The following is a 17052-nucleotide window of genomic DNA, read 5'->3' as shown; positions in this document are numbered from 1 at the left end:
GGGCCGGCACTGGTCGGCCTACAACGTCAAGAGTCGCAAGACTCGGGAGCGCTCAAACACCCGGTAATGCACGACAACGATCGCAAGCCGACCGCCGCCGATCAGACGTTGAAGCGGAATTCCGCGGCGTTTCGTTAATTAGAGAACATCCGCGAGGTCTCGACTGGCCGCGCCCAGATGCGAGCCGTCGACTCCACACTCCCTGAGAAATACGGCGCCGCTTCGCCGGTTGATTCATAGCCGAGCCGGATCCAGAACGGCTCGGCCAGATCTGAGTTGGCGTCAACGATCGACACCCGGAGCGTCTGAACGTCGGTACGACCACTGACGAGATCGAGTACGGCATCGTGCATCTGCCGACCTAGCCCCTCTCCGTGGCGGCTGCGCTCGGTCATGAGCAGACCGATGTGGGCCGTTGAAGAAGATGGCCAGCCGATCAGCACATCGGCGAAGGCAACCAGGTCTCCACCATCCCAAAGCCCGAGGTCCACTTTCTGCGTGATGCTCACGTTCGGCGGCAAAGCCGTGAGCACGTCCGAGGCCGCGGTTGGAGTCGGTTGGGCACCACTTACATGCCACGAATACTGAGCATTCGATTCCATGACTCGCTGCACGGCGTCAACTTGGTCCTGCGCAATGAGCCGCGCCTCCAACTGAGCGTTCACGCGGCCTTCAGCGGGATGATCGCTGCGACCTTGTCCCTCAATGCGCGCCGCTCGAGCCGCAGCTCGTAATTCGACTGCAGGTTCATCCAGAACTCCTCGGAGGTCCCGAAGTACCGTGCCAGAAGAATGGCCGTATTAGCCGTGATTCCCCGCTTGCCGTGCACGATCTCGTTGATACGACGTGGAGGAACTTCGATCGACACGGCCAGTTTGTTCTGCGTGATTCCGAAGCCCTCGATGAAGTCCTCCATCAGGATCTCTCCCGGATGGATTGGATCAATCGAGTCGGTCTCAGTGGTAGTCGACGAGTTCGACATCGTCCGCACCTCCTTCTCTCCAGATGAAGCAAAGACGCCACTGCGCGTTCACCCGAATGCTGTGCTGCCCACGGCGGTCGCCGACCAGCCGCTCCAATCGGTTCCCGGTAGGATCCGGAGATCCTCGATATCCTTCGCCGCATGGAGCAGTTCGAGCTTCCGCAATGTTGTTCGCTGCACCGTCCGGTCGACACGTTTGACGTACTGCTCATGCCAGATGCGCTCGGTGTCCTTGCTGCCGAACGATCTGATCACACGACCAGCGTATAACGCGATGCGTCAATAACGCTAGACGTTAAACCAAATTCAACCGCGTTTTTACTTGTGGAACAACTGCGCGAGTGGAGCTATATTCACGCCCGAGCATCCAAGCTGGCCGGGGCTACTTCCTCGGATCAGCGGAAGCTTCGACTGATCGCACTAGCTATCTGGAGCAGGCAAATCCACGCGGCGACGAGGTTCGATATCTGGAGCGCGACTGCCCGCAGAACGCTGTACGCGCGCTCGTGATGCAGCGTGACCGCGCTGGTAATGGGCGGGGTGCCCGACTGGGGTTACTGATCCCCCGCCATCGCGCGCAGAGCGGCGAGGTGCCCGTCGAAGGCGCGGCGACCCAGTGGGGTGAGTTTGATGGTGGTGATCTGGCGTGCGTCCGACCGCTCGGGCGAGGCCCGCTTACTGCTGCTGAGGTAGCCAAGCTCGACGAGGTTCCGAACCGTCTTCGAGAGGTTCGCCTCGCTGAGCTCAAGCATCGCCGCGATCGCCGAAAATTCGGCCCCGGCGAGTGGGCGAAGCATCGCACACAGTCGTAGCCGCGTTGGTGCATGGATCATCTCGTCAAAGCGGGGCTCAGTGCGCACAGCGGTTCCCTTGGATAATCCGCGCATAACCGCTGCGGATATTGCACGCCGAGACCCGACACATCGAGGACAAGCCGGATTCTCGCGCTGTCATAAGGGCATCTCCTTCATCTCTCACGACGCACCTCTGCTGCGTAGATACGGTCGTAAGCCACGACCCCGAGCGCGGTGCACATGCCTACAATTGCGGCGACGACGAGAATCCAACCGCTTAAGCCCATGACCGTGAACATCACACTGACCCCAAGCGAGACTACGTGCAGGTGGATCAGGCCGATCAGTAGGGCGCGACCGCGCGGTCCTGCAGGACGGGAAATATTGAGGCCGCTGCGTTTGCGGAACAACACTTCAACGCCAACGGAGACCAACACGCTCGCCAAAAAGAGCAGCCACGCCCATTGGAACCCGGCAAATGGGCCCGCAACCAGCAGCGCCGCAGCAAACCCCTGCGCTGGAGCGGCCCACCAGGTTTCAGCCGACATCCGATCCCCAACACGGCCGCGATCGTTCCCGATGGCATCGAGCGCATCCCTCGCGGACGTATGGTCACGTTGATCTTCAAGGTCACTTTCCATGAAGTTGAGTAAATCACTTAACGTGTGGTTAAGCAACCTTGAGCGATCAAGGGGGCTGCCGCCGCACAGTCCGCGTTAACCCGAACGGAACTCCCTTCGAGGAGCCCTTCTCGTGGCGGTGCTCAACGACTGGCTCAGTCCGCACTTCTGCCGCTGACTCCAGTTTGCATACGCGCCGCAGCGGCTTACTGCGAGACCCATCAGGGATACGTCCGGATGAGCGCGGGCATCGTTACTCCCGTTCCATGCCCGAGTCGCACGCAGATGGCGAGTCCGGCCAGGGCTAGCGCTGCAGATGTAACCTCAGGACGCTGTGCATCGAACCCGTAGCGGTCAACGACATCCCTGAAGTGCGCGACAGCGGACTACTGGCCTCCCACACCCTGCTGCGATAGGCACGGATCTCCACTTACCTAGCGTCCGACCTTGATGTCCTCGTCTGCAAACATCGCCCGACAACGGTGAAGACCGGCACTGGACCTACCGAGGCAGGCGGAACTGGTCTCAGTTGCAGCTAGTTTGCTTGAGCGACCTGCAACGTGGGAATGAAGCAGTTTACACATCGGCGACCGGAGCGGTCGATCGGACATTAGAGCGAGAACCTGAATTCAACCACGTCTCCACGGTTAGCAAACGTTATGGGGCAGGCCCCTGACCGTCAGCTTCGTCCATCAAGTCGAAAGCGGCACCCCGCACCTTCGTCAGTCGCGCGAATCCGCAGCGCCGTCCGCACGAGGGAGTAGATCTGGTCCACCCATGCAGCTATGCGCTCGACGTTGCCGCGCGCCGTAGCTCAGTGAAAGACCGGTGGGCCGGATGCATTCCACTCAGCACTCGCGGCCGTTCAGCTGCGGTACTTGTTCAGCAATTCCTCGGGAATGTGGCAGGAGTCCTCGGGGAAACGCGCGAGCCGATGCTGGTGTGCGTCGGCACTTCTCACATAGTTGGTGAGTGGCAGTACCTCGACTGCGATGCGATCGGCGTCGCCTCTCGCGGCGATGAAGGCTTGCGCCCGTTCGAGATGCGTCAACCTGTCGGAGTACACGCCGGTGCGATACTTCTCGCCGGCATCCGGCCCTTGTTTATTCACGCTGTAAGGGTCAATGATCTCGAAGAAGCACACCATCAGTTGTTCGACGCTCACGACGGTCGGATCAAATCGCGTCCGTACGCATTCGGCGTACCCATCGTAGTCACTGTCGATGGAGGGGCTGGTGCCGTTAACCCTTCCGGCCTCAGTGAACGTCACGCCCATTAATGTCGTCATAAAGGCCTGCACACCCCAGAGACAGCCACCCGCGAAATGAATGTCTTCAGTCTCGAATTCCATGTCCATATCCTGATACTACGGCCGCGCCACGCGACAAGAGACAACGGTCGATCAGACGTCGAAGCGAAATCCCACCGCGTATCGTTTCAACCTCCACGTCGCCGCCCGGCCCAGTTTGTTCGTATCGAAACAACACACTTACTTCCCGGGTGTCGACTTGTAGAACCCCTCGTGTTTCTTGTTCGTCTTCGGCAACACCATTTTTGGTTTGGGGCGCCGCCCCAATTGGTATGAGCGGATCTTGCCCTGCCGCCGCCCACCCAGGATCAGGCCCAGCAAGCCCAGAGATTCGGTGACTCCCGGGTCCGGGGAGCCACGCAGTTCCTGGATGTGCGACTCGTAGTTATCCAACTTGTGGGCCTCACCGAACCCATCGTTGCCCAACTCCCGCGAGCCATCAGGACCATTGAAGATCACCGTTAGTCGGTTGCGGTCATCGGGATTTCTGCTCCCGTCGGTCCCCGGCACCGGATCGTTCTTGTCCTCCAGATGCAGGGCGTGGGTGTCTCGCGGAACCGGCAGCTGTCCGGTGGGTGAGCCGAAGGTCGTGAGGTATTCGAAGCGGAACAACTTATTCAGTCGCTCGTCGTTGACGATGTTCACCGCGTGGATGCCGCCCTGGCTGTATCCGGTGACCAATACAAGGTTCCCATCGTTGGCCCCGGAATCGCGCAAGGCATCCTCGACCGGTGCACGCAGGTTCTTGGAGTCGTTTCCCATTCCTTCAACGATGCCGATCCCGTCCCAGGGGTTTTCCATCCCATCCTGCGGCCCCGCTCCCCCGAGCTTTTTGACGTCCTCGTTCATCTCGCGCAGCGGATCGGACTGGGTCCCGGGAATCGTCACGACGTAGACAGGTCCCTCGGGTGCATCGATTCGGGTGACCAGCAAGCTGCCCGGAGGTTCGCGCTCCGCCAATTGCTGCAGCTCCATGAGTGATTCGACGGTCCCGTCGAATTCCATGACACGCTCCGGGGCCCTGCCCCGGATTTCGATGGGACCCAGGTGCAGGAGGTTCTGGCCGGTGAGTAAATCGGTCAGTTGCGGATACAGCCGATCTGCCAACGGCGCCTCGAACGCACCGCCATGTTCGAGATCCCGCAGCAGCGAGAAGGGAAGTCCCAGGAACTCGGGCAACTGGTTGATCATGTCCTCGGTGGTTTCGGTCCGTGGCCGGCCCTTGTTCTCTGCCAGGTCCCGCATCACCGCCAGAGGCAGCAGGGTGCCACGCACCGCATTGATTCCGTTGCCCACCAGGGCCTCGGTTTGTTCATAGCGGAACCGGGCGGTGGAGACCTTGACTGCCAACGCCGTGGTCTCGGCTGCCCGTGCCGTGCACATTCCGGCTGCCTCGGCCACACCCCGCACCGCGGCCAACACCTGTCCACGCATCGTCAAGGGTCCCAATGCCAGCATCGCCGCAGGAAAGACCGGCATGCGGGCCAATGTCGAGGTCCCCTCCATCAGTTCGGAGGCGGCCCTTCCCAGCATCGTGGTCGTTCGTTCAAGCTCGGTGACCGAGAACTTGATGGATCCCGGTCCCCCGCGCACTTCATAGCCCATCCTTCTTGCTCCTCTTGGTCACGCCGTCTGCGATATTCAGCCGCCGAGCAACCCGCGGGGCAGCCCGCCGGGTGCCATGATCGGACCCGGTGCACCCATGGTGGACAGGATGATGGCCTCGAGCTCGGCCAGATCTGCACGAGCGGCCCAGATTTCACCGCGCGCCGATTCCAGCCGCGCGTCCAGATCTGCGATCTTCGCGGCTAGCTCCCCCGCCCTGTCCCTGAACGCACGACCGGCCGGGGACTCCCATTCCAAGCCCAGCACCTGTTCAAGCTGCGCGCGGGCCCGATACACCGCCGCCTGGGTGGCGACCACCCGCATGAGCATTTCATCGGCGATTGCTTCAAGCATCGTCTTTCCACCGTTCCCTTTCCTTGATGACGCCGGGCGGCCCGGCACTGCGTCCTTGAGACCTACGCTGACAGCGCCCGACCACGGCGGGACGCCGGATCAGACAAGCTGTGGACAACTAGACCCTTGATCATTCGGCGGCTTCGATGAAGTGGGCGTCGTCACGCACTGGGTACCGAAGCGTTGAATCGTGAAAGAATGGGCACCATGGCTGATTCCGCGCGCATTTCACTTGCATCCGAACCCCTCGCCCTTGGCGCCCTGGACGGTCGTTACCGTGCCGCAGTGGCCCCGTTGGTCGACCACCTCTCCGAAGCGGCATTGAACCGCGACCGCGTCCACGTGGAAGTCGAGTGGTTGATCCACCTGACCGACAACTCCGTACTTCCGGGCACCTCCCCGCTCACCGCCGCCCAGCGCAGTGCACTGCGCAAGATCGTCACCGACTTCAATGCGGCTTCCGTAGCCGAACTGGCCGAGATCGAGGCCGTGACGGTCCACGATGTGAAGGCTGTGGAGTACTACATTGGCCGCCGCCTGGGCAACATCGGCGTCGAGAACCTCACCGCGCTGGTGCACTTCGGCTGCACCTCCGAAGACATCAACAATCTCTCCTACGCCCTGGGGATCAAGGACGCTGTCACCAACGTATGGCTGCCGGCCGCCTGCGAGCTGGTCGCCCAGATCACCACCATGGCCGAGGATTCCCGCGACGTGCCGATGCTCTCGCGCACCCATGGACAGCCGGCCACCCCCACCACTCTGGGCAAGGAAATGGCGGTGTTGGCCTGGCGCCTGACCCGCCAGCTGGACCGTATCGAAAAGACCGAGTTCCTGGGCAAGATCAACGGCGCCACCGGCACCTACGCCGCCCACTACGCTTCGGTCCCCGCCGCTGACTGGCAGGAAGTCTCGCGCACCTTCGTCGAGGGCCTGGGATTGACTTGGAACCCGCTGACCACCCAGATCGAATCGCACGACTGGCAGGCCGAGCTCTACGCGGATATGGCACGCTTCAACCGGATCCTGCACAACCTGTGCACCGACGTGTGGAGCTACATCTCCATCGGCTACTTCGCGCAGGTCCCCGTGGCAGGTGCCACCGGTTCCTCGACGATGCCACACAAGGTCAACCCGATCCGCTTCGAAAACGCCGAGGCGAACCTGGAAATCTCCAACGGCCTGCTCGACACCCTGGGTGCCACCCTGGTGACCAGCCGCTGGCAGCGCGACCTCACCGACTCCTCCTCGCAGCGCAACATCGGCACCGCCTTTGGTCACTCGCTGCTGGCGATCTCCAACGTTGCCAAGGGCCTTGACCGCTTGGACGTTGCCGAGGCCGTACTGGCCGAGGACCTTGAGAACAACTGGGAGGTGCTCGGTGAGGCCATCCAGATGGTCATGCGCGCCGAGTCCATCGCCGGGGTCGAAGGGATGGAGAACCCCTACGAGCGACTCAAGGACCTGACCCGCGGCCAGCGCGTCGATGCGGCCCGCATGCAGGAGTTCGTCTCCACGCTGGGCCTGTCCGCCGAGGCCGAGGCACGCCTGCTGGCGCTGACCCCGGGTTCCTACAACGGCATTGCTTCGAAGCTGGTCGACCACCTGAAGAAGTAACTCCCGGGCGGGGTTGCCTCGCACCAGTTCACTAAGCTGTGGCCGCGTTCCGAGTATTTCCGAACGCGGCCACAGTCGTCTACACGTTTCTTCGGTCCTGGCGTCCGCGGCGATGGGCGTCAGCACGGGCCCCAATATCCATTGACGCCGGCGCCTCGCACCCCACGTAACGGGCGCCGGCGTCAATGAATCCCCCGAGCGGGGAACCATTGCGGCGGTTCCTTTGGCTACTTTCCCTAGCCGATGTCCTGGGTGATCCAGAACTCCGCACCGGTGGGATCCGTCAGCGCGGCGTTGCGCCCGAATGGCGTGTCCTGGGCGGGCTGGAGGACCGCCCCGCCCAGGGTCAGGGTCTTGGAAACCACGTCATCGGCATTGTCGACCGCGAAGTACACGTGCCAGCTGGGCGGGGCCCCCTCGGGCAAGAACAAACTGGCGTCCATGATGCCGGCCTTCGCGTTGTCGCCTTCCCCGAGGGTGGTGTACCGGAATTCGTCGGTGTCGCCGACCATTGCGGTTTTCCAGCCGAAGACGTCCTGGTAGAACTTCACGGCCGGCTCGAAGTCCCGGGTGAAGAGCTCGTGCCAGGCCGGTGCCCCGTTCTCGGCAGCCAACTGGTAGCCGGTGTGCCCGCCGAATTCCCAGATCCCGACGGCGGCACCCGAGGCATCCGCGAACATCGCCATCTTGCCCTGGTCGGGAACCTCCATGGGGGGCATGTAGATCTGTCCGCCATGCACGGCCGCGGACTTCGCCGCAGCGTCGATGTCCTCCACGCGCAGGTAGGTCGTCCAGGTGTCGGGGGAACCGGAGGTTCCGTCGTTCTTCATAATCCCGGCGACCATCGCCTCGCCCTTGGACACGGTGACGTAGCCGCCGTACTTTTCCTGGTCCCCGGTCTCGTAGGTCCAGCCAAAGAGCGCGTTGTAGAACTCCTTGGATTTCTCCGGGTTCGATGTCAACAGATCGATCCAGCAGGGCGATCCGACGGGCAGCTCGGGCTTGGGCATGACGACTCCGACCAATCAAAAGTGGTGTACGAATGTGGATCCACGGGCGATTCTATGCCGGTGACCGCATCACATCAATGGTTCCCATCGGATACCTGTCGGTGGTTCGTGCATGAGTCTTCCGGGGCGCCGATCCCAGCCACAGTTGCCTCTCTCACGGACATCCGGCCATAAGGTTACGTCTAGACGTACAATCGTGTACGTCATGGCGTAACATGAATTATTCACCGACTCTCCCCGCACATCGACACGACTGACCGATTAGGACCTCAATGACGAATCCTTTCCAGCCCCCAGCGGTATTCCATCGGTGGGGCCACCGTCTGACCGCTACCTTGGTCGGCCTCTCCCTGGCCGCGACCCTAGCCGGATGCGGCTCCCCCGAGGCCCCCGCCACCCAGAACTCCGAGGACCTGCCTGTCGTGCTGACAACCTTCACCGTGCTGGCTGATATCGCGCAGAACGTCGCCGGAGACAAGCTCGCGGTCGAATCGATCACCAAGGTCGGGGCGGAGATCCACGGATATGAACCCACTCCGCAGGACATCGCCAAGGCCTCGAAGGCGCAGTTGATCTTGGACAACGGGCTGAACCTCGAGGCCTGGTTCGGGCAGTTCGTCGCCGAATTCGAGGTGCCGCACGTAGTGCTCAGCGACGGAATCGAGGTCATGGACATCACCGAGGATGCCGACGCCGGAAAACCCAACCCGCACGCCTGGATGAGCCCGCTGAACGTGCAGAAATACGTTGCCAATATCCGTGACGCGTTCATCGAGTTGGACCCGGATAACCGCGAGCACTACACAAATAATGCCGCCACCTACACTGCCGAGCTGCAGGCGCTGCAAGAAAACCTGCTCGCCGGGCTCTCCGGGCTGACGGAGAACGAGCGGGCGTTGGTGACCTGCGAGGGCGCCTTCTCCTATCTGGCCCGCGACGTCGGCCTGCGGGAAAAGTACATCTGGGCCGTCAACGCCGAGCAGCAGGCCTCCCCTCGACAGATCGTCTCGGTGATCGAGTTCGTCCAAGAGAACAAGGTGCCGGCGGTCTTCTGCGAATCCACTGTCTCCGATGCCCCCATGCAACAGGTGGTACAGGGCTCCGATGCTGTCTTCGGAGGCACACTCTACGTCGATTCACTCTCCGAGGCCGACGGCCCGGTCCCCACCTACCTGGACATGATCCGCCACGACTCCGACGTGATCCTTGAAGCGATGACCGGGGGCACCGAATGAGCACACCGGCCATCGACGCAGTCGACCTGACGGTGCGCTACGGCGAGGTCTTGGCCCTCGACGGGGCCAGCCTGCAACTGAATCCCTCGCGTATCTGCGGGCTGGTGGGCATGAACGGGTCCGGCAAATCCACCTTGTTCAAGGCCATCATGGGGCTTCTCAAACCCGAGGCCGGGACGGTGCTTATCAATGGCGGCAGCCCGGCCAAGGCCAGGAAGGCGGCGGCGATCGGGTATGTTCCGCAGTCCGAGGAGGTCGATTGGTCCTTCCCGGTCTCGGTGCACGACGTGGTGATGATGGGCCGTTACGGGCACATGGGTTTCACCCGCCGCCCATCCACTACGGACAAGCTGGCGGTGGATCAGGCCCTGGAACGCGTGGAGCTCACGGGTTACGCGCACCGGCAGATCGGGCAGCTCTCCGGAGGCCAGAAGAAGCGCGCCTTCGTGGCCCGCGGCATTGCCCAAGACGCCACGGTGTTGCTACTCGACGAGCCGTTCGCCGGGGTCGACAAGAGAAGCGAGGCCACCATCACCCGGCTGCTGCGCGAACAGGCCGCCGCCGGGGCCGCCATCCTGATTTCCACCCACGACCTGCACGCGCTACCGGATCTTGCCGACGAGGCGGTGCTCTTGATGCGCAAGGTGCTGATGCACGGGGACCCGCGCACCGTGCTGCGTCCGGAAAACCTCGCCCTGGCCTTCGGCCTTGACGTCCTGGTCAGGGGGGATGCCGCATGAACCTGCTCGAGCTGGTTCTCGAACCTCTGGGCTACGGCTTCATGCTCAACGCACTGGCCACCGCGGTGACCGCCGCGGCCGTCTGCGCGGTGCTCTCCTGCTGGCTGGTGCTCATCGGCTGGTCGCTGATGGGAGATGCGGTCTCCCATGCGGTGCTCCCGGGCGTCGTACTGGCCTATATGTTCTCGGTGCCCTTTGCCATTGGGGCACTGCTCTTCGGATTCCTGGCGGTCGGGCTGATCGGGGCGGTGCGCGACACCAGCCGCATCAAGGAGGATGCCGCCATCGGCATCGTCTTCTCCACGCTCTTCGCCCTGGGGCTGGTGTTGATCTCCGTGACGCCCTCGGAAACCGATTTGGGGCACATCATCTTCGGCAACCTGCTGGGAGTTTCGCGGGCCGAACTGGTGCAGATCCTAATCCTGGGGGCCCTGGCCCTGGGCGTGTTGCTGCTCAAGGCCAGGGACTTCACGCTTTTTGCTTTTGATGCCACCCACGCCCACGCCATCGGATTGAACCCGCGACTGCTGGGGGCTGCCTTGTTGGGGCTGCTGGCGCTGACTTCCGTGGTGGCGTTGCAGGCGGTGGGTGTGATCCTGGTGGTGGCGATGCTGATCATCCCCGGAGCCACGGCGCACCTGCTCACCGACAGGTTCGGGCGGATGCTGGTGATCGCCCCGACGGTCTCGGTGACCTGCGCGGTCATCGGGCTGTATGCCAGCTACTACCTGGACACCGCCTCCGGCGGCATGATCGTGCTGGTCCAGGGAGCGGTGTTCGCGCTGGTCTATCTCTTTGCCCCCGCGCAGGGGCTGCTGGGCCGGCGCATCGCCGCCTTGGTGCGCCGGGCGCGCGCCGGGGACAAACCGGTCTCCGAGAACTCGCAAAACTAAGCTGGTGCCGACGCTGCCCTGCAGCGTCGGCACCAGCTGTACTTTCGGGCCGCGTGGACTACTGGGCCAGAGTGTGGGATTCGGTCGTGGCGTCGGGCACTGCCGTCTGGACCTCTTCATCCGCAGGATCCTGCGCTTGGGCGCCAAGGTTGCCGCGGGTGAGCTTGTTCATGATCATCGCAATGGCGCCGTCGCCGGTCACGTTGGTTGCGGTGCCGAAGCTGTCCAGGGCGATGTACGCGGCGAACATGAGTCCGACCTCGACCTCTCCGAAGCCGAGCATCTGTGCCAGCAGGCCCGCTGCCGCGGCGATCGCCCCGCCGGGAACACCCGGTGCGGCGATCATCATGACGCCGAGCATCAAGATGAAGGGCAGGTACGCGCCGAAGCTGACGTCCCCGCCGGTGAGCAGCAGGACAGCGATCGAGAAGCAGGTGATCTTGACCATCGAGCCGGAGAGGTGGATCGTGGCGCACAGCGGCACCACGAAGCCAGCCACCGAGTTGGAGACGTTGTTCTTCTTGGTTGATTCAAGGGTGACAGGAATCGTAGCGGCCGAGGAGGAGGTGCCCAGCGCCGTGAAGTAGGCATCGCGCATGTTCCACAGCGCCTTGAACGGGTTTTTTCCTGCCATGGTTCCTGCCACGGTGTACTGGATCAACAGCACGACAAAGGTGAGGGCAAAGGACACCAGCGCCACGAGCAGGAACTTGGTCACGATCGTGACCGCTGCACCGCTGGCGGAGAGGTCCATGAAGATGCCGAAGATGAACAGTGGCAGCGCCGGCACGATGATGCGGCGGATCACCGACTCGATGATGGTGCGGAACTCGATGGCCCCGCGGAAGAGCACCTTGGAATGGAATGCGGTGAGGCCAATGCCGATCACGAAGGCCAGGATCAATGCGCTCATCACGCCGATCACCGGTTCAAGCACGATCTCGGTGGCCGAGTCACCCGCGGAGCCCACCACGCTGATGAACGGTTCGAAGCCCGAATCATCGTCGTCGCCGAGTTCGGCCAGTCCGCTGCCCGACAGCGACGGGGTGAACAGCCACCGGCTGACGAAGTAAGCCAGCAGTCCGGCGAGGATGGTGGAGCCGTAGGCAATCAGCGCGGTGATGCCGAGCCATTTCCCGGCGCCCTTGCCAAGTTCGGCGATGGCGGGCATGACCAGGCCCAGGATAATCAGTGGCACGATGAAGCCGAGGAATCCCGAGAAGATCGAGTTATAAGTCAGGAACACCCCACCAAGCCAAGCGGGCATCACCGGTCCGGTGAGGATGCCCAGCACAATGGCGACCAGGATCCAGCCGAGCAGGGGAATCGATTTCAGCAGCTTCATGGGGGTCCTCAAGTCGACGGGATCGTAGCGCGTAACAAGGCGCAAGCTGGTTGTGGCGCAGGACACGCCTCAGCCATAATAGGCCGTGCCAGCCATTCTTCGAAATCCTTAGCGGACCCCCTGCCCCGGCGCCCAACTCCCGCACCTCCTTAGGCCTGCGAGACGTGCAGTGCCTCCGCGGCCCTGCGACCCAGCGCGAGCTTCCCGGAGCCGTGCTCGAGCGCCACCTGCACCGCGTCGGAGAACGGTTCTTGGTCAGCGACCATCAGGCCTACGCCCGGGATGACGCCGTGGGCGCTGAGGTACTGCAGCAGGGCTGGGTCCTCGTCATTGATCCGCTCAACAATGACCCGTGTCCCGGGCTCCACACTGCTCAGCAGCACCGCATCGGGCACGGCGAGCGCCCCGTCGGCGCCCGGGATCGGGTCACCGTGTGGGTCGCGGGTCGGGTGGCCCAGGAACTTGTCGAGGCGCTCGACCATGAAGTCGCTCATGGCGTGCTCAAGGTTTTCCGCCTCGTCGTGGACTTGATCCCAGTCGTAGTCCAGGACCTGGACCAGAAAGGTTTCCAGCAACCGGTGCCGGCGCACCATGTCCAGGGCGTACTTACGGCCTAGTTCCGTGAGTTCCACCGACCCGTAACGGGCATGGCTCACCAGCCCCTGGGCGGTCAGCTTGCGCACCGCATCGGAGACCGAGGACACCTTAAGCCCGGATTTTTGGGCGATGTCCGTTGCGGTGACAGGCTCATCCGACCATTCGGACAGGCCCCAGATGACCTTCAAGTAGTTCTGCGTGCTGACCGAAAGTTCCGAAACCGACATGCCTACGAGTCTACAGAGGCACCGAGCTCAGCTGCCCCCGTGTTTTCTGCCCGCCAGCCTAGATCCAGCCCTGGTCGTGAGCCAGGTGCGCGGCCTCGATGCGATTCGACGCCCCGGTTTTGCCGATGGCGCTCGATAAGTGGTTGCGCACGGTACCGACAGACAGGTGCAATCCCGCAGCGATCTGGGCCACGGGTTTTCCTGACTGCGCGCAACCCAAGACCTCACGTTCTCGTTCCGTAAGCGGGTTGGCTCCGTTCAGCAGCGAGGTCGCGGCCAGGGCAGGGTCTAACACCCTTCCACCTGCATGCACGCTGCGCACCGCGGCGGCAAGCTCGGCCGAGGGAGTGTCCTTGACTAGGAAACCGCTGGCACCGGCATCGAACGCGGCCCGCAGATACCCCGGCCGGTCGAACGTCGTCACCATCAGCACCTTGCAGTCCGGGAGCCGCTGGCGCAATTGGGTCGCGGCGGCCAGCCCATTGGTGCCGGGCATCTGGATATCGAGCAGTGCCACCTGCACGCGGTGTTCTAGGGCGAGCTGCGCCACCTGCGCACCGTCCCCGGCCTGGGCCACCACTTCAATGTCTTCTTCCAAGTTCAGCAGGGCAGCCAGCGCCCCACGCACCAGGGCCTGGTCATCGGCCAAGAGCACCCGGATGGGCTCGGCGGCCATCGATCCGGCCATCTGGTTCACCACGAAAGACCCACCTTGGTACCGCCGTGCCCGGAGTCACCGATCTCGCAGTGTGCCCCGGCCAGCTTGGCGCGCTCGCGCATGCCGCGGATACCATGACCTTCCCGGCTTCCGGCCAGCGAATCCCCGTCATCCTCGATGCTCAAGTTGCTCTCACCGATACGGATCCAACAGGTGGTGGCGTGGGCATGGCGCAACACATTGGTGGCAGCCTCCCGCAGGATCCAGGACAGGGTGGTGGAGCGTACCGGGTCAAGATGCGCGGCGTTGCCAATAAGCACCGCGTCCACCCCGGCATCGTGGAGGGCTGCGCGCACCGAGACGAGCTCCTCGGCCAGGGTGGCACGGCGCAGCCCGCCCACCGTGGCGCGGATCGAGTCCATGGCCTCGATGGTGAGGGCTCGGATCTGTTGCAGTTCGGCCCGGGCAGCCTCGGGGTCGGAGTCCAGCAGGCGTTCGGCCAATTGGGCCTTGAGCCCAACGGCGGTCAGCGAGTGCCCCAACGCATCATGCACATCCCTGGCCATCCGTTCTTGCTCGGTGAGCACCGCGTTGTCGAGTCGCAGGCCGTCGGCGACGATGCCGCGGCGAATCAGGTTGGTATTGACCGCGTTGACGGTCATCAACACCAGCAGCAAGCCCAGCAGGAACACGAAATCCTCGATCCCCACGAATATCGCCACCGCGAGGCTCACCCCAAACACCACGGTGTTGACGATCCACATGACGCGGATCGAGAGCAGGTAGGCGGCGAAGCTGATCAGGAACGGTCCGTAGCTGATAGCCCCCTCGCCCAGGAACGGAACGCTGGCCGCCGTGATGAGCAGCAGCGCACCGAACGGGTACCAGGCCTTGCCGTGGCCCTCGGCACTGACCCCCAGCAGCGCGCTGTTGGCGCAAAAGGCCCAGACGTAGACCACCCCGAAGGCGGCTATCAGCCCGTAGCCGGCCACCCGGGCCGGACCCGGCAGCGAGGATTCTGTGATGGTCAGGATCGGGAAGATCAGAAAAACGATCCAGACAACCGCCAGCAGGCACCCGTAGCGTGACCAGAAGGAATGTGTTTCTTCCAGCTCCGGGCTCACCGGCGGGCCTGCGAGCCACGGACCGCCCACAGCGCGAGAAGTGCGAAGAGAAATGCCCATGCACCAAGGTTAGCCACAAGCAGCCAGATCGAGTCTGTCGGTGCATCGGCGGAGGCACCTGCGCCCTCCAGCAACGGCCAGCGCACCAGCCCCGCGTACCCATACATCGGGGTGAACCGGGCGATATCCAGCATGGTCCCGCTCAAGGGCAGAAACACGTTACCGAAGAAGGCAAAGAACACCATGCCGCCGCTGGCAACACCAATGGCGGTCTCGGATTTGAAGCTCATGCCCACCCCCATGCCGTACAGCGCAAAGATCGAGGACCCCAACACTGCCACCACGTAGCTGACGGTCCAGATTCGCCAGTCATCGGCCTTCGCACCGGTGGCGGAGCCCAGGGCAAACACCGCGGCCGCGGAAACCGCGGCGACGATCAGCGCTACACAGACCTTGGACATCACGAAGCCAGCGGGTTTCATCGGGGTCAACGCCACCTGCCGGCCCCAGCCGAGCAGGGATTCGGTGGCTGCGGTGCCGGCGATCGAGGTGGTGGCAACGGCAGCCCCGTAGGCGGCCATGGACGCCATGATGTAGAACTTCACGTTGCCGTTTCCTGCTGCCTCTCCCCCACCACCAAACATGTTCCCAAAGAGCAGGTACATGAGAACCGGCATGAAGATGGTGAACATCAGGTTCCCGACGTCACGGATTTGTCGGGTGAGTTCGATGCGCACGTAGGTGGGGTTCATGGCTTCTCTCCGGTCAGTTCCATGAAGGCAGCGTCAAGGCTGGGCGCGGTGATTTCCAGGTCGGTTGCGGCAAGCTCACCGAGCAGCAGCCGCGCGGCATCATCCGAGGCGGGACCCGTTACCGAGACCCGGTGGCCCTTGAGCCGCACCGAGGAAACCTCGTCGAGGGATTCCAAGGCCGTGAGTGCCGCAGCGGTGGGCTTATCCGTTGGCAGGGTGGCACTGACCACCCGGCCTCCGGTCATGGCGCGAAGCCGGGAGGTCGGGCCATCGGCCAGCACCTGTCCCCGGCCAATGAGCACCGTGCGTTCGGCGAAGTCCTGGGCCTCTTCGAGGTAGTGGGTGGCAAACAGGACCGTGCGGCCCTCCAACGCATCTTGGCGCATGGTCTCCCAAAACGCGTGACGTGCCGCGACGTCCATGCCCGCGGTGGGCTCATCAAGGATCAACAGCCGCGGATTTGGCAGCAAGGCCAGGGCGAACTTGAGCCGTTGCTGCTCTCCGCCCGAGCATTTGGAGACCTTGCGTTTGGCCAGGGAGGTGATGTCGGTGCGTTCCATAACCGTGTCCACCCGGTCCCTGGCACCGTGCAGGGCGGCGATGGCCATGACAGTTTCGCGCACCGTGAGGTCGCGCAGCAACCCTCCGGTCTGCAGCACCGCTGATACTTCACCTGCTTCCACCGCGGCGCGCGGGCTTTTGCCGAAAACCGTGATGGTGCCGGAGGTCGGTGCCGTCAGTCCGAGCATCATGTCGATGGTCGTGGTCTTGCCCGCCCCATTGGGACCGAGGAAGGCAATGATTTCACCGGTTCCGACCTCCAGGTCGATTCCGGCCACCGCCTCGAACGGTCCCTGGTTGGTGTGAAATGACTTGTGTACGCCCTGAAGGCGAAGAGCCGCAGCGCTCGCCGGGGGTGACGATGCCGCTTGCTGATTGGTCGTGCCGAGCGAGGTATCCATGCCCTCGAGTCTGCCCGGTCCGTCTCGGCGGTAGAAGTGCAAAAAGTCATGTATTGCCATGACCGTTGTCATGGCACGGATTCTGCTGCATGGGATGCGCGAAGGCCGGCTGTTTTTGGGATATCTATATCTTGATGTCTTCGGTCGCTGTGGTGAGAAATACTCAAAGTGTGCGCTTGTTTCAGTCCAAGTATCTCTATCCGATGATTCCTTCATGCCGTAGGAATT

20 protein-coding genes are annotated in these 17052 nt (G+C 63.1%); 4 read left to right on the top strand and 16 right to left on the bottom strand.

Features of this window, described 5'->3' with window-relative positions:
• Positions 1–134: 134 nt before the first annotated feature.
• The 9 genes from ADIAG_RS02870 to ADIAG_RS02835 all read right to left on the bottom strand — a co-directional run bounded on the left by ADIAG_RS02870 (position 135) and on the right by ADIAG_RS02835 (position 5664).
• The gene (locus tag ADIAG_RS02870; RefSeq protein ID WP_007269798.1) at positions 135–665 is read right to left on the bottom strand and encodes a GNAT family N-acetyltransferase; all 531 of its coding nucleotides are present in this window, start codon (positions 663–665) and stop codon (positions 135–137) included.
• On the bottom strand, positions 662–982 hold the full coding sequence (locus ADIAG_RS02865) for a HigA family addiction module antitoxin (protein ID WP_007269797.1): 321 nt from the start codon (positions 980–982) through the stop codon (positions 662–664). Before ADIAG_RS02865 ends, ADIAG_RS02870 begins: the two co-directional genes overlap by 4 nt.
• Positions 957–1034, bottom strand: a complete 78-nt coding sequence (locus tag ADIAG_RS22495; protein WP_321162803.1) for a hypothetical protein — start codon at positions 1032–1034, stop codon at positions 957–959. The genes ADIAG_RS02865 and ADIAG_RS22495 overlap by 26 nt, the downstream gene beginning before the upstream one ends.
• Positions 1031–1237 (bottom strand): type II toxin-antitoxin system RelE/ParE family toxin, encoded by a 207-nt coding sequence (locus tag ADIAG_RS22490; protein ID WP_321162805.1) that lies wholly within the window; start codon positions 1235–1237, stop codon positions 1031–1033. Before ADIAG_RS22490 ends, ADIAG_RS22495 begins: the two co-directional genes overlap by 4 nt.
• Before the next feature lie 299 nt (positions 1238–1536).
• Positions 1537–1842, bottom strand: a complete 306-nt coding sequence (locus ADIAG_RS02855; RefSeq protein WP_152426012.1) for a transcriptional regulator — start codon at positions 1840–1842, stop codon at positions 1537–1539.
• A 107-nt stretch (positions 1843–1949) separates the two neighbouring features.
• Positions 1950–2453, bottom strand: coding sequence for a hypothetical protein (locus ADIAG_RS02850; RefSeq protein WP_235045806.1), 504 nt, complete (start codon positions 2451–2453; stop codon positions 1950–1952).
• Between the two features lie 808 nt (positions 2454–3261).
• Positions 3262–3747 (bottom strand): peptide-methionine (S)-S-oxide reductase, encoded by a 486-nt coding sequence (locus tag ADIAG_RS02845; RefSeq protein ID WP_007269794.1) that lies wholly within the window; start codon positions 3745–3747, stop codon positions 3262–3264.
• Between the two features lie 138 nt (positions 3748–3885).
• A complete protein-coding gene (locus tag ADIAG_RS19860; protein WP_007269793.1) occupies positions 3886–5310 on the bottom strand; it encodes a hypothetical protein in 1425 nt (474 codons plus the stop codon).
• A 36-nt stretch (positions 5311–5346) separates the two neighbouring features.
• Positions 5347–5664, bottom strand: coding sequence for a hypothetical protein (locus ADIAG_RS02835; RefSeq protein WP_007269792.1), 318 nt, complete (start codon positions 5662–5664; stop codon positions 5347–5349).
• A gap of 207 nt (positions 5665–5871) precedes the next feature.
• Here ADIAG_RS02835 and purB point away from each other — a divergent pair, with 207 nt between their 5' ends.
• Positions 5872–7281 carry an adenylosuccinate lyase gene (gene purB / locus ADIAG_RS02830; RefSeq protein ID WP_043473113.1) on the top strand — a complete coding sequence of 470 codons (1410 nt, stop codon included), beginning with the start codon at positions 5872–5874 and terminating at the stop codon, positions 7279–7281.
• A 236-nt stretch (positions 7282–7517) separates the two neighbouring features.
• Here the strand turns inward: purB and ADIAG_RS02825 are convergent, their stop codons facing one another.
• Complete coding sequence (locus tag ADIAG_RS02825; RefSeq protein ID WP_007269790.1) at positions 7518–8291, bottom strand: VOC family protein; 774 nt, start codon at positions 8289–8291, stop codon at positions 7518–7520.
• 272 nt (positions 8292–8563) lie between these two features.
• On the opposite strand from ADIAG_RS02825, the gene ADIAG_RS02820 reads away from it, so the two are divergent.
• From ADIAG_RS02820 to ADIAG_RS02810, 3 genes are read left to right on the top strand one after another with little or no spacing between them, the layout of a single operon-like run.
• The gene (locus ADIAG_RS02820; protein ID WP_007269789.1) at positions 8564–9526 is read left to right on the top strand and encodes a metal ABC transporter substrate-binding protein; all 963 of its coding nucleotides are present in this window, start codon (positions 8564–8566) and stop codon (positions 9524–9526) included.
• On the top strand, positions 9523–10266 hold the full coding sequence (locus ADIAG_RS02815) for a metal ABC transporter ATP-binding protein (RefSeq protein ID WP_007269788.1): 744 nt from the start codon (positions 9523–9525) through the stop codon (positions 10264–10266). Before ADIAG_RS02820 ends, ADIAG_RS02815 begins: the two co-directional genes overlap by 4 nt.
• Complete coding sequence (locus ADIAG_RS02810) at positions 10263–11159, top strand: metal ABC transporter permease (RefSeq protein WP_007269787.1); 897 nt, start codon at positions 10263–10265, stop codon at positions 11157–11159. The genes ADIAG_RS02815 and ADIAG_RS02810 overlap by 4 nt, the downstream gene beginning before the upstream one ends.
• 58 nt (positions 11160–11217) lie before the next feature.
• Here ADIAG_RS02810 and ADIAG_RS02805 read toward each other — a convergent pair whose 3' ends face one another.
• The 6 genes from ADIAG_RS02805 to ADIAG_RS02780 form a co-directional block, all read right to left on the bottom strand.
• Positions 11218–12504 carry a dicarboxylate/amino acid:cation symporter gene (locus ADIAG_RS02805; RefSeq protein WP_007269786.1) on the bottom strand — a complete coding sequence of 429 codons (1287 nt, stop codon included), beginning with the start codon at positions 12502–12504 and terminating at the stop codon, positions 11218–11220.
• A 149-nt stretch (positions 12505–12653) separates the two neighbouring features.
• Positions 12654–13328 (bottom strand): metal-dependent transcriptional regulator, encoded by a 675-nt coding sequence (locus tag ADIAG_RS02800; protein WP_007269785.1) that lies wholly within the window; start codon positions 13326–13328, stop codon positions 12654–12656.
• Positions 13329–13386: 58 nt separating this feature from the next.
• A complete protein-coding gene (locus tag ADIAG_RS02795) occupies positions 13387–14016 on the bottom strand; it encodes a response regulator transcription factor (protein ID WP_200859357.1) in 630 nt (209 codons plus the stop codon).
• 5 nt (positions 14017–14021) lie between these two features.
• Complete coding sequence (locus ADIAG_RS02790; protein ID WP_007269783.1) at positions 14022–15110, bottom strand: sensor histidine kinase; 1089 nt, start codon at positions 15108–15110, stop codon at positions 14022–14024.
• The gene (locus ADIAG_RS02785) at positions 15107–15862 is read right to left on the bottom strand and encodes an ABC transporter permease (RefSeq protein WP_007269782.1); all 756 of its coding nucleotides are present in this window, start codon (positions 15860–15862) and stop codon (positions 15107–15109) included. The genes ADIAG_RS02790 and ADIAG_RS02785 overlap by 4 nt, the downstream gene beginning before the upstream one ends.
• Positions 15859–16896 (bottom strand): ABC transporter ATP-binding protein, encoded by a 1038-nt coding sequence (locus ADIAG_RS02780; protein ID WP_007269781.1) that lies wholly within the window; start codon positions 16894–16896, stop codon positions 15859–15861. Before ADIAG_RS02780 ends, ADIAG_RS02785 begins: the two co-directional genes overlap by 4 nt.
• Between the last annotated feature and the right edge of the window lie 156 nt (positions 16897–17052).

Origin of the sequence: Paeniglutamicibacter gangotriensis Lz1y (genome assembly GCF_000348945.1) — a bacterium.
Taxonomy (GTDB): Bacteria; Actinomycetota; Actinomycetes; order Actinomycetales; family Micrococcaceae; genus Paeniglutamicibacter; species Paeniglutamicibacter gangotriensis.
The sequence above is the reverse complement of the archived record's forward strand: the minus strand, read 5'-3'. Positions and strand labels throughout refer to the sequence as shown.